Consider the following 12,944-nt stretch of genomic DNA (forward strand, 5'->3'; position numbering starts at 1 on the left):
TAAAAATGGATAACGTTAATAAGCCAACACCATTGTCACAAGACAAATCATCAACTGACAAGCCATCACTAAACGAACCACTGCAAGGCGAGCCGCTACAAGGCAGACGTCTACAAGCGCCCAAGCTTGAAGCGAAGCAATTAATGGTCGCCAAGTGGTTATCATTAGCGCCGCTATACAAGTTGCCAGTCACATTATTCAGATATGTATTTCTAGCGATGGACCGAGTACTGGGGCTGACTAAAATTGAAATGGATAAGGTGATTAATTTAACGGTCCCGGTGAGTACTGGCACTCCTTTTATGGGCACTATTCCTTTGAACGAACATAGCGCCAGCGTTACTAGTACTAGTAATAACAGCAATAACGGTAATGACAGCAATAAAAGCAATAGCACAATAAAGCTTCGCATCTACCATCCTAGCGCCACCAAACCTCAAAAAACCTTAGTGTACTTTCACGGTGGCGGCGGCGTTATTGGCAGTATTAACACTCACGATCACTTTTGCCGCTATCTGGCTAAACATGGCAACATGAACATTATCTCAGTAGGGTATCGACTGGCTCCAGAACATAAATTCCCCATCCCGATTTGTGATGCTATCGAAGCGTGGAACTATATCAATGCCAACCATCAACAACTTAATATTAATCCACAACACATAGGCGTGGGTGGTGACAGCGCAGGCGGATATCTAGCGTGTATCATCGGTTTACATTCACTGCAAACATCACTACCAGTACAGGCAAAAGTAACACCCGCATTTCAGTTTTTGATCTACCCAATGGTAGATTTACAAGGCTTAACCGAGTCTTATCGCCGTTTCAATAAACAATTAATACTCACCCGCGATTTAATGGATTATTTCAGGTTAAAATATTTACACTCTCTCGACGAAGTCACTCTGCCATTAGTGAGTCCACTACAAGCAGCAGACATTAGCGAATCGCCAAAAAGCTACATATTAACCCTTGGGTTCGATCCATTAAGGGACGATGGCATTGCGTATGCCCAGCGCCTAAAAGCGGCAGGCATCAATACACAACACCAACATTATGATGATTGCATGCATGGCTTTATTTCAATCACAAAACTCAGCCCGCGCGCCAAACAAGCCACTCATAACATCGCAATGGCATTAAATAGCTTTAATGATTGATCGTTATAGGTAACTGACAGCAAAACCGACTCTAGAAACCACCAACAGATGATAAAGTTTACTCAGACGCCATGTATTACAGGCTAACAAGCCAACTTATGCTAAAATGCGCCGATCAGCTTTATGAATGTGCAATTCTCATTTGTTTGACTGAGCGTAGTGACCCCTACCGTGATTAACTAATGAGGATACATCAATGAGTAAGTTAAATGCCGAAGAGCGTAAAGCTCGAGATAACGATCGTTTTTCAAAACGAGTGGATGAACGCAGAGTAAAAGGCGAAGATGTTGTTGCGTATGCACTTGCCAATGAAAAAGCGTTTAAGTTTCTGACCAAAGATGAGAAACACAGCCTTAAAGAAAGACAAGCGGCACTTGTAGAAGAAGTCAGCATTAAAAAACAGCAACAAGTTGAGCTTAAAAATCAGCAAGAATTAGACAAGGTTCAAGCTGAATTTACTGATACCGCGCAGTAAAACTCCATCAACAGCCATTGTTAATGATGATGGCTGACCACATTCAAATACTTATTTTTATACATTCTAGCCTATAAAAATCGGTATTTGAAAGCTGGTGAAGTTTGCTAGCGAACAGGCTTGCTGCCATAAAACACTACAGCATTTAATCCTAAATTCACTTCAAGAAGCATTTTAAGTAGCACAAATATTGTTAACTAAATAGCAATTCTCTTATCTTGAACGAGTTGTAAAAATTTATTCCCCCTTCTTTATTCATTCCAAATCATTATTAAAAAGCTTAATCTGTCCACTGACTCTGACCGACAGCTCTCATTGTTTGCTTTATTATAGTTATACTTTAGATAAATAAGGATTTTGTAGATGAAACGGATGTTATTTAAGCTTTGTATCGCGCTGCTCGCGTGTGGATTATCTACAAATGTTTTTGCAAGCGTTAAGACATTGGTTTGTAACGATTGTTCAGAATTATCTATGAGTCAAACTGCCCTAAAAGAGGCTGTAGAGTTTACGCTGCCTTGCATCATCGTGGTTGATATTAAAAATAAGGTAGTTCAAAAATATCGAGTTGAACAAAATAATCATACAAAACCAATCTTGCATCCCATCGACATGTCGACTATTGAACAGCGCGAAGTGAATTTACTTTATTCATATACAGATGAATTAGTCAGTACCATCAAAAAAGCTGAACAGAAAAATCAATTACAACCGGCTAGGACTCTGCCTACATCAATCGCTAAAACGCCTATAGCTTATACAGACAAGCACCTTGTTTATGCCGGTCATATTGACGGTAATGGCAGTATTTATGACTTCCTACAAGCAAGCTATTTACGAAATGATCTGCATGATGTTTATTTCAAAGAGCACATCCCAGCGTTAAAAGCGGCAAATCCCATGGCATTAAAGGCAATAAAGGCAATAAAAATCCCTAGCATGAATGATTTGGGTGTGTTCTTAACGATTGATTTCAATTCAACCGAGGAATTTAATCAACCACAAAATAACTTCTTGAATGTATCGCTTGATATTGTCTCTAGTTCGTTTTTCATTCAAGGTGGACGAGATGGTTTTAACAACTCAATACCCATGACAATCAAGTCTGCGACAGGTGTTTTTCATTTTGCTGATATGGGTGAAAAAGATAAGTTTGAAGCGTATATCCGGACACTTGCCAACAGCGATTGCGCCTTTTCTGTGTCCGAAAATCAGGTTGATGATAAATACATTTATCAGTATATCTGTCACTAACACATCATTTTAACAACAACGTTATGCTAAAAATGACGGGGCGAAACACCATAAGATTCTCACCCATCAAACGCAATATCAGGGCTTAAAAAAACTGGATATAGGCTTATAAGCATTACCGAAAATAGCAGCTAAAAACTTAACCACTAAATCTCACGTTTCGTACACACAAACAAGGCATTGCCAGACGCTAAATCCCAAGGGATGATTTTGTCGTAATCGTGTTCAAATATTTGAATATCGAAATACGGGCTTAACAATGCTTCAAGTTCAGTAAAGCTAGTGGCGACCATCGCATGCGAATCTTGCCATAACTGCGTCGCATCAAACTGGGTTTTGCCAATGCTTAGATTGAGCGATTGCATCTCACCTTCGCCGCTGTAATGCCAACCCGATTCAAACACAAACTGACTATCTTCAAATTCGGCACTGTGTCTCACTAACGCCTTGTTATTGATTTTATGTTTATCAACGGTGTTAAAACAAAACAAGCCGCCGGTATTTAATGCCTTATGCACACTGGCAATACAGGCTTTAAGTGCCTCGATACCTGGAGAATAGTGAATGGAGTACAAAAAGCAGGTAATCAAATCGAGTTTTTCTTCAACATAAAACTCAGTCATATTTTGCAAACTAAACTGCGCTTCAGGGCAACGACGCATAGCAATATCGAGCATAGGCTGATTGATATCGAGGCCACTACTTTGAAACCCTAAGTCGATAAAATGCCTTACATGAGGCCCCGTTCCACAGGCTAAATCTAAATGCTGTTTACCACTGTTACCCAAAATCTGATGCAAGCGCACTATGCTATTGCTTTGCTGCTGGTAATTAATGTCACAACACATTAAATCGTAATAAGCGGACAAATCGGTATAAAGGGCATTGGTAGACATAAAAAGGGATCGGCGACATAGGCAAATTTAGGGTGGCGCATCATATATCAAATCGCACAATTGAGAAATAAGGAGTGAGAAATAAAGAGTGAGAAATAAAGAGTGAGAAATAAGCAATCAGAAATGAAAATTCGCTAACAGCTATAATCTAGCAAGCCTTCACTCACTAAAATACTTAAAGAAGCCGCTACGCCGTTTAATAACAGGGCATTTAGGGTAATCATCAATGAATAAAAATCTTGTACTGAACAGTTTAGAAAATAGTTTATTGGGATCTCGCATGCCCCAAAAAAGTGTACTTACATACACTTTCCAGGGCGCAAAGCCGTCAACTAGCCATAAAGTGTAGCTTCATACACTATTGATTAGTTCAGCTATTAAAAAGCCTCAATACAATTAAATATCGAGGCTTTATAAAATAGTGTTGAAGCAACGCAGTTATTGCGGCTTTAAGTCAGATGAAACGTTTAAGCAGACCCACTGACTCTCTCCACTGACTCTCTCCACTGACTCCCTCACTTAATCTCTCGCTAATCACAGATGGCGATCACGCTAAAATGACTAACGTACCCATCGCATCAGCTCATTCGCATCTATCACCGCACGCTGTCTTTTAATTAGGCTTCCTGCTGAGTCAAAGAGGAATAGTTCAGTTACTCGTGCGTTATGCTTGGCGATAAACGCATCGCCCTCAGGCGTTGCTGTTCTAGCAAGCAGAAAGTACACGTTATCCCCAAGATGAGACCGAGCTTCATTCATCTGCTCTGTTTGGGTGATACTTGAAACAAGGTTAGGATCATAGACAAATACTACCGCAGGTTTGCCCGTACCAATTTGTTCAAGATTAGACGTAAACCCCTTGGGCATCAGCATTAACAACAGCCCAAACAGCAATACTATGGATGCTATGACACTTATCGCAACCCAAGGCATTTTACGAGGCGCGTTGGCAGGTTTATCCATAATGATAGATCTCTCTTTTAAGTGTTGAAATACATACCCAAGCAAAACAGTATAATCAATAAACCTGAGGCTTAGATTAAAAACGTCTGGGATGAATAGACAATAGGTGATTTAGACGGCAATAACGTTTACTCTGCCTTCACTAAATATCAACCACTAAGAACATAATGCAATACACTGTGCATTATGCAAAGTGTACAGGCAACACATCATCACGTGTGCCAGTGCATGTCGGCGCAGTTAACGTTCATTTTGTTATTGTTTTAGAATGAGTGACTTGAGTTATTTTTACCTATTTTATCTGAAGGATTAATTTTTAATGGAAAAAGTGTTTGAAAGATTGATGTATGCATCACGCTGGATCATGGCGCCGATTTATTTGGGATTAAGCCTAATCTTATTCGCCTTAGGCATAAAGTTCTTTCAAGAGATCTTTCATATTATCCCCAATATTTTCTCGATAAAAGAAGTCGATTTAGTGCTAATCACCCTATCGTTAATCGACATCACTTTAGTCGGTGGCCTACTCATCATGGTGATGTTTTCAGGTTACGAAAACTTCGTATCACAGCTTGATGTGGGCGAAAACAGCGAGAAACTCAACTGGCTTGGCAAGATGGATGCTGGTTCGCTTAAAAACAAAGTAGCAGCGTCTATTGTGGCGATTTCGTCTATTCACCTACTTAAAGTCTTTATGAATGCCGAAAATATCGCGAATGACAAAATCATGTGGTATTTGCTCATCCACATCACCTTTGTATTATCGGCCTTCGCAATGGGATATCTGGATAAAATTACGCGGAAGTAATAGCAGAATTTCGTCGTGGAAATGGCATAGACAATATCGTGGGGCAGAAAGTTTACTCTGCCTCACTGATTTAGAATGAAACCCCAAACGAAGTGCATAAAATAGCCAGTTGGGAGATCTAACAAGCTTAATAAAAATCATCAACCTATTTTAGGAGCAAAAATTTACCTTACTCGGGTAAATACCTAACAAAGTCACCATCATCTAGAACATTTTGCAATACCGTGGGTGAGATTGGGATCAAACCTACGTTTAAACCAAAAGGCTTAAACACTTTATTCAAAACCACAACGCTTGGGTTGCTTCTATTATTTTCTATATCAGAAAGCTTTTTACGAGAAACGTTCACTAACTTTGCATATTTTTCTTGGTTCAAACCGAGTACCTGTATGCGTAACTGAATTAAGGCATCTCCTTGTGTAATGTTAGAAAATAGTAATTTAGTCATAACATTATTAATAACTGCCCTACGTAACTTAGCATCCTTAATAGCCGTGTTCGTAGACGAACGTTGCCTAGTTTGAGTTTTATCACTAGTTGTTACATCGCTTGCAAATGACTTACCTCTAGGAGTTCCCTCCAATCTAGGGAGCGGGCCTCTCTGAACAACAACGGGTTTTCCAGCATCTGCAACAGTCATATGGACAACGCTGTTATCAACTCGATTCGTTATAATTTGGTCGCTTCTAGTCTGTATACGTTCACCCTCGCTGTTAAATTTCATATTGCTATCAGAATTATGTTTTTTTAAGAAGTTAACTGTATTCGTTAAATTTTTCTTTTTCATAATAATTCCCATTGTTTTAATTTTTCATCTAGAAAATCAAACCCAAATGTTGGCATATTCACTATTTGATCAGGAACACCACGATCGATTAGCCTTTGCTTTAAACCGACTAGTTGATGTGCTGTTGTCCTTAGTTCATTTATCAATAGTTCTGGATCAATTAAATCACTTAAAGAGTAGGCAATCTCAATAAAATTAAATTTACCACCAAGTTCAAGATCTGGAGCAGCCCATTTCGTTGTTCTTGGTATACCATCTGGATCAGCTTTCATAGGCGCAAAGTCATAAATGGGGGTTAACCTTATACCCTTGTCATCTTTATAGAATGAAGTATTTCGTCCGTGGTTATCGCTATTACCAAACGCAATATTTAATAAGTCACGGCGAACCCATTCAATAATAAATGCCTCAACATCAAAATGCAGGTGCTTCTCTTTGACTGTATTACTCTGAGTGATCAGGTCAACCAACTCACGTATTGTCTCACCATGATCTAAAATAGTAGCTGGCGGTTTTTTTAACATTGAGTACACAGATTCCATACCATAACGTTTGGTAGTCCCATCTACTTGAGTCTCTATATCGAACCTTGGCAACCAAAGTGAATGATAGTTTTCACCTTTTTCTAGTTTCATGTCTGCTACAGGTATAGTACTAAAACCCATAGCGGTTAACTCATGATAATAGTGGTATTCGGCAACTAACACCGCATCATTAACTCCCCTTCTATTCCCTCTTGGGAATTTAACGAGGTAATACATATCATCAATATTTGTATTGTCTTGATAGGTATCTATCCACACGACATCGTTTTTGCTACGTCTTAGTAGCAGTTTTGGGGCTTCTCCACCTGCTCCAGTAGCTCCACCAGCAGCGGCCCCCCGAGTTTGTGCGTAACTCAAAAAGTCTGCACCTCTACTTGCTACGTCTGAAACTTCAAAGTATTGATTAGGAACTCTATTAACTGCTTCTATAGATTCTTTGATACGCAAATTTCCAATGGGAGAAATAGTGCCATATGCTAGCAACACGAACTTTTGTTGATTGGCTGACATCCCATCAGTATCTATTTGAGTCAGCCAGTACTTTCGGCTTGAGCCACTAGGGATGATGTCGTCAATGAACTTCAACCAACCTTGTTGTCCATTGTCATCAAAATAGAATTCAACAGGGTGATTTATAGATACTGCATGGTGATCATCCGCAGAAAGATTAGCAATTATATAGTCAAGTTCATAATCGACTTCGGTAGCGTCAAATGTGTAATCAGCATTATTCGGGAATGTAATCTTCGCAATATCCTTCCATGAGTTATCAATGAAAGCTTGTACAGTTAGTTCATTTAAATTTTCAAGATTAATATCTTCCATTGAATACTCTTTTTTATACTTAATGAATACTATTGTACTCAAAAACATGTAAACCCTCAATAAAAGTAACTTATAGTACTCAATAATTGTTATTACCTTCAATTACTGAGTATTATAAGACTCATTTAGTTGTTTATTCTTGTCGTTAATTTGGATAATTAGAAGATTGCTACGCTGATAGCTAATACGTCTTATAATACTCAAAAGCTATCGGGCCGGTTTATTATTGAGTTGTATAATACTCAGTAATGAGCCATAACACTACGTATTGAGCATTATATAACTCAATAATCGCATGTTTACATAACATCCTTTAAATGCTTGGCTGACTAAACTTAAATAAAACGCCAAACAACAAATTGAACGCTTATTTAAGAAAAATAAATTCGACCTACACTTATGAATACGAGATAAATATCAGTCTTATCGGTATTCGTCATTGGATATTTGGATAAAATTACCCGTAAATAACAATCCATCACAAAATAAAAAGCCCCGATACATAACAGCATCAGGGCTTTTTATTTACTATCGATTAGTACCACACTTTAGGATCAGCGTTATGATTCTGCGCGACATCAATACTAATCCCCAGACCATTAAGAATTTTGAACATTGTCGAAATATAAACATCATTGCCTTTCTCAACACGGATTAAGGTCTTTTTGGTCACGCCACACATCATCGCCGCCACATCTTGAGTCAGTGCTGCGTTGTTTCTGGTTTCTTTAATGAGTAAACCCAAGGATTGTTGATTGAGTGCAGATGTCATAACGTTAGTCTAAAGTGTACTTTGCTACACTTTATCTCTGAATGGTTAAGTATTCAACAGCAAAGTGTAACAACCTACACTTTACTGTAATCTCCCCTGTCAAGATCAACAAAAGTGTAGTTAATACACTTTTTAATTATCTAAGTCGCCAAACGAGTTATAAGTGTAGGTTGTTACACTATCGAATCGATTACGCCCTACTTTTAAAATTAACACTGGCTTTTTTATCTGCATCATAGATATTATGAGCTTGATTATTATCAAGTTATGAATGGATGCTGTTGGTAAATGATTCTTAAAACTAAAACACTACAAATGACCAAAACGCCGCAAACTATTGCCGGTCAAAAACAAGAACAGGATGTGGCCTTCTTCTTACGCCGCGCATTTAAAGACAACCCTGAAGTACTGGTTATCAACGACTTCAAATTCAGCTTTAATGATGAAACGGCTCAAATTGATCACTTGATCGTATACACCTATGGCTTCGTGCTCATTGAATCAAAAAGCATAAAAGGTCACGTTAAAGTGAACAACCAAGGCGAGTGGACACGCAGCTATAACAGCCAATGGTCTGGTATGTCTTCGCCCATTAAGCAAGTTGAGCTGCAACAAGCCTTATTGAAAGAAATGCTCATGCATCATAGGAATGACATATTAAGTAAGTTACTGGGTATAAAGCAGCAAGGCTTCAATGGACGTTGTTGGCACTATTTATGTGCGGTATCCAGTAATGCTGTGATCGACCGAAAAACCATGCCTAAAGAGGTTTCAGACAAATTATATAAAACTGAATTTTTGGTCGACGAACTCAAAAATATCATGAATCTTAAACACAAACTTATCCGCTTTATAAGCGTCACCGACACTCGACCAGACTTTAGTCAACAAGAACTCGATTCAATCGGCCAATTTCTTATTAGCCAACATATCGACTCAAATATTCAGCAAGTTGACACTGCTCCGGCTCAACTAAAGCAAATCCAAGCGATACCCAAAAGACCAGAAATAAAACCAGGGCTTGAGCAAGGGCCTAAACCAGCATCAGCGACCACTAATTATCTAGCTCAATCTACTGCCGCAATACTTGCACCAGTAGCGGTTGTCGCATTAGCGCCAGAGCAACACCCCATACTAAGCTGTAAATATTGCGGTGAATCAACACAATACACCCCAATGTTTGGCAAGTTCGGTTACTACATCAACTGCAACCAATGCAGCAAAAACACAGCAATGAAACAACCATGCCCACAATGCCAGAGTAAAAATACCAAGGTCACTAAGCGCAAAGAAACCTACACCTTGAATTGCCAAGAGTGTGGTTGTGAACAGAGAGTAATCTAGGCAAAAATGTAAACTCTATCTACATCTATTACATCAAGATAAAACCATTAATGGGTGCTGTCGTTACCAAATTTAAGCCAATGAAATAGAATTTCGTTATGTCACAAATAGCAAAGGTCGTTGAGTGGGTTAATCAGGATGGTAAACCGCTTTGGTGGCGTCACGCTATACGCATAGTTTTAGGCCATGGAGAGATCAAACCTGAATTTGTTGATATCTTATATAACCTTGCAAAGATGGAGTTTGGACTCTTACAAAAAGATGAGATCTATCCAGCAAACATATCACCTGTGGGACTAATGGGGTTCGGTGTTGAAGAACACCCTATAAATCTACTTTCCCTCGGTATGGTTCGGAACGTTTCATCTCTTGTACCAGACCAAAACCTAAACTTCGACCCTAATGGTTTAACAGTCGTCTATGGGGACAATGGTGCAGGTAAATCTAGTTATGCAAAAATCCTAAAAAGCGCGTGTCTAACTCGTGGCGATGTCCCTAATATCCTCACGAATGTTTTCAAACCATCGATTGAAAAACCTCAAGCTACTCTGAGTTTTAGTTCCGCAGGAAGAACACCCTCTCAATTTGTTTGGGAAAAAGATGGTGAAGTCAGCCCAGAACTAAAGTCCATTCGTATATTTGACTCAAAGTCAGCTGTACACTACATATCCAAAGAAGACAGCGTTGAATACAAGCCAGCAGAGCTCAAATTACTTGATGAGTTAGTGAGGGGTTGTCTTGAGGTGAAAAGAAGACTTTTAGGGGAACAGAAGCATCATTCAACACCGCACCCTGTATTTGGCTTTAATCCTTCGACCAAAGTTAATGCGTTTGTACATTCATTAAGTAATTTACCTATTACAGAATCAACCAGAGCTTTAGATTTTCACTGCGCAACAGATGAAGAAATAGCTCAAATAGAACCCTTGAAGCTAGAAATTGTCGAGTTAACAGGTAAGACCCCAGATCAATTGAAAAAGGAGCTTACAAACAAGCTAGGCCACCGTGAACCTATTTATAAATTTATTAATAATTTAGTCTCTCAGCTTAGTGACGGTAACTTGGGCGAAATTGGACGATTGTATGATGAACAGAATTCTAGAATTTCAGCAGCTGAAACCATAAGACAAACAACTCTGACAGGTCTACCTATTGGGGGTATTGGCGCTGACGTTTGGAAACAGATGTGGAGGCATGTTGAAAGCTTTATAACTAATCAAAATGGTTCCTTCCCTCCAGTTGTAGGTGAGAATTGCCCGACTTGTTTACAAGTTATAGACACTGCAACAGCTGAGCGTATGAAGGCATTCCACAATTACCTACAAGATCAGTCTCAAGTTGAAGCTCAAAAAGCAATCCAAGCATATCAAGCTCGCATACAGTTTATTCAAAACCTATCTTTCGATTTATCACCTTTTTCTGGGATTTTGACTGAAATTGAAACTATAAAACCTGAGGTTATGACTGCTTTAGGTGAACTAATGGAACAACTAACCAATCGCAAACAAGCTGTCCTGGCTAGCACTCCATGCTTTATCCTGCCACCGTTAATTCTTAATGTTCCAAACTGGCTGAAAGCTCAGTTGGACTCTCTCAAAGCTAAGATTGAAAGTGTGGCTGATGATGGATCTTTAGCTAGGTCACTTGCAGAAATGAACTCAAGGCTGTTGGAGTTACTAGATAGGCAAACAATACGCCAACAGAAACAATTAGTCTTAAATGAAATCAATAGACTTTATACTTTTCAGATGTTTCAAAATGCTCTGGGTAGTGTTGTGCTTAAGAGAGTAACTTCGTTTACATCGGTGTTGAGTAATGCAGGTGCAATTGGTCAGTTAAAAGATGTGTTTGAAAGAGAGTTAACTGCACTAGGTTTTAAAGCTTTTCCTGCCGAAACTCAGACTCGCGGTTCCGCAGGGGAACAGAAATTGAAGCTGGCCATTGCGAATATAGCCCCTACAAAAATCTCAGATATTGCCAGTGAAGGTGAGCAAAAGTGTATTGCTTTAGCAGGCTTTATGTCCGAGTTGACAATTGATAATCGTAAGTCAGCAATTATCTTTGATGACCCAGTAAACTCACTAGATCACAAGTGGCGTAGGTTGTTTGCAAAACGAATAGCCATGGAATCCCTGCACCGTCAAGTGATTGTGCTAACTCACGATTTACCATTTTTAGTCATGTTGAGGGAAGCTGCAACAGAGACTTCGTTTAACTTATTACATATTGCTCAGAGAGGCCCATATTCTGGTTTCCTGGTAGGTCGTTTACCATGGGATGCAATGTCCACAAAAGACCGGATAAAGTTCCTACGCCAACAAATTGTTGATGTAAGAAGATACTGTAAAGATTTTGAGAACTTCATAGAGGAAGACTATAAAGAGAAAGCAAGGTACGTCTATGGGAAGTTGCGAACTACTCTAGAGCGACTCATTGAGGAGTGGTTGATTGGTGATGTTGTCCAACGATTCAGTAGGGATGTTAGAGTAACAATGATCGCTAAGCTACTAAAAGTTAGCGAGCCAGAAATAGTTTTTATTACAGTCATCTATGACAAGTGTTGTGGTTTTCTTGATGCCCATGATAACCCAGCTAATGCTGGTGTAGTTCCTATGCCTGACATTGACGAACTAAATCAAGACATCGAAGATTTGGCGGCATTTTTTGAGGAAGTAAAGAATAACAGAAGGTAATCTTTTATCACCTCAATTACCTTGAACGAAATATCCTAGGTTTTGTAAAAAACTTAGACATCAAAAAGCTCCGATATCGTTAAGTATTGAGGCTTTTTTAGCGTTTAGATCTTTAGGCTTTTAATCCAAATCAGCTTGGATGTTCAGACCAGCAAGGATATAGCGCAGGAAAAAAGTTTAGTACAAGGCGCTGTGAACGTAGCAGACGTTGTGTGTATGTGAGCGAGCAGCAACGCCGTAATCAACGTTTTAGAACCGCAGAATAACAAAAAGCCCCGATACTGTTAGGTATCGAGGCTTTCTCTATTCTTTTACAAGAAATTTGGCTTTAAGCTTTTAGGCTTGAAACAACACTTGATCTAACGCAGGAAAAATCAGCTTAGAGCAAGGCTTTTTGTCACGAAGCGTAGTGTTTTTCTACG

Annotated in this window: 11 protein-coding genes; 6 read left to right on the forward strand and 5 right to left on the reverse strand. The window is 39.1% G+C overall.

Annotation, left to right across the window (positions count from 1 at the left end):
- The first annotated feature begins 5 nt into the window (after window positions 1-5).
- The 3 genes from AAEY98_RS07450 (at window position 6) to AAEY98_RS07460 (ending at window position 2,889) form a co-directional block, all read left to right on the forward strand.
- Window positions 6-1,160 (forward strand): alpha/beta hydrolase, encoded by a 1,155-nt coding sequence (locus AAEY98_RS07450; RefSeq protein WP_351016077.1) that lies wholly within the window; start codon window positions 6-8, stop codon window positions 1,158-1,160.
- Between the two features lie 196 nt (window positions 1,161-1,356).
- Entirely contained in the window at window positions 1,357-1,635 is a 279-nt protein-coding gene (locus AAEY98_RS07455) for a hypothetical protein (protein WP_011639067.1), read from the forward strand.
- Between the two features lie 363 nt (window positions 1,636-1,998).
- Window positions 1,999-2,889 carry a hypothetical protein gene (locus tag AAEY98_RS07460; protein WP_351016080.1) on the forward strand — a complete coding sequence of 297 codons (891 nt, stop codon included), beginning with the start codon at window positions 1,999-2,001 and terminating at the stop codon, window positions 2,887-2,889.
- Window positions 2,890-3,035: 146 nt separating this feature from the next.
- Here AAEY98_RS07460 and AAEY98_RS07465 read toward each other — a convergent pair whose 3' ends face one another.
- Together AAEY98_RS07465 and AAEY98_RS07470 are read right to left on the reverse strand one after the other, a co-directional pair.
- A complete protein-coding gene (locus AAEY98_RS07465) occupies window positions 3,036-3,785 on the reverse strand; it encodes a class I SAM-dependent DNA methyltransferase (protein WP_351016083.1) in 750 nt (249 codons plus the stop codon).
- A 561-nt stretch (window positions 3,786-4,346) separates the two neighbouring features.
- A complete protein-coding gene (locus AAEY98_RS07470; protein WP_182743812.1) occupies window positions 4,347-4,748 on the reverse strand; it encodes a hypothetical protein in 402 nt (133 codons plus the stop codon).
- A 319-nt stretch (window positions 4,749-5,067) separates the two neighbouring features.
- Here AAEY98_RS07470 and AAEY98_RS07475 point away from each other — a divergent pair, with 319 nt between their 5' ends.
- Window positions 5,068-5,556: a TIGR00645 family protein gene (locus AAEY98_RS07475; RefSeq protein ID WP_011639070.1), complete on the forward strand. Its 489-nt coding sequence runs from the start codon at window positions 5,068-5,070 to the stop codon at window positions 5,554-5,556.
- 169 nt (window positions 5,557-5,725) lie between these two features.
- Here AAEY98_RS07475 and AAEY98_RS07480 read toward each other — a convergent pair whose 3' ends face one another.
- The 3 genes from AAEY98_RS07480 to AAEY98_RS07490 all read right to left on the reverse strand — a co-directional run bounded on the left by AAEY98_RS07480 (window position 5,726) and on the right by AAEY98_RS07490 (window position 8,485).
- Entirely contained in the window at window positions 5,726-6,343 is a 618-nt protein-coding gene (locus tag AAEY98_RS07480) for a helix-turn-helix transcriptional regulator (protein ID WP_351016088.1), read from the reverse strand.
- On the reverse strand, window positions 6,340-7,713 hold the full coding sequence (locus AAEY98_RS07485) for a type II toxin-antitoxin system HipA family toxin (protein WP_182743810.1): 1,374 nt from the start codon (window positions 7,711-7,713) through the stop codon (window positions 6,340-6,342). Before AAEY98_RS07485 ends, AAEY98_RS07480 begins: the two co-directional genes overlap by 4 nt.
- 535 nt (window positions 7,714-8,248) lie before the next feature.
- Window positions 8,249-8,485 carry a helix-turn-helix domain-containing protein gene (locus AAEY98_RS07490; protein ID WP_351016091.1) on the reverse strand — a complete coding sequence of 79 codons (237 nt, stop codon included), beginning with the start codon at window positions 8,483-8,485 and terminating at the stop codon, window positions 8,249-8,251.
- A gap of 288 nt (window positions 8,486-8,773) precedes the next feature.
- Here AAEY98_RS07490 and AAEY98_RS07495 point away from each other — a divergent pair, with 288 nt between their 5' ends.
- Entirely contained in the window at window positions 8,774-9,829 is a 1,056-nt protein-coding gene (locus tag AAEY98_RS07495) for a nuclease-related domain-containing protein (protein WP_351016094.1), read from the forward strand.
- A 98-nt stretch (window positions 9,830-9,927) separates the two neighbouring features.
- Window positions 9,928-12,522, forward strand: coding sequence for an AAA family ATPase (locus AAEY98_RS07500; RefSeq protein WP_351016097.1), 2,595 nt, complete (start codon window positions 9,928-9,930; stop codon window positions 12,520-12,522).
- Window positions 12,523-12,944: the final 422 nt, after the last annotated feature.

The organism is Shewanella sp. AC91-MNA-CIBAN-0169, from assembly GCF_040310165.1.
Lineage (GTDB): Bacteria > Pseudomonadota > Gammaproteobacteria > Enterobacterales > Shewanellaceae > Shewanella.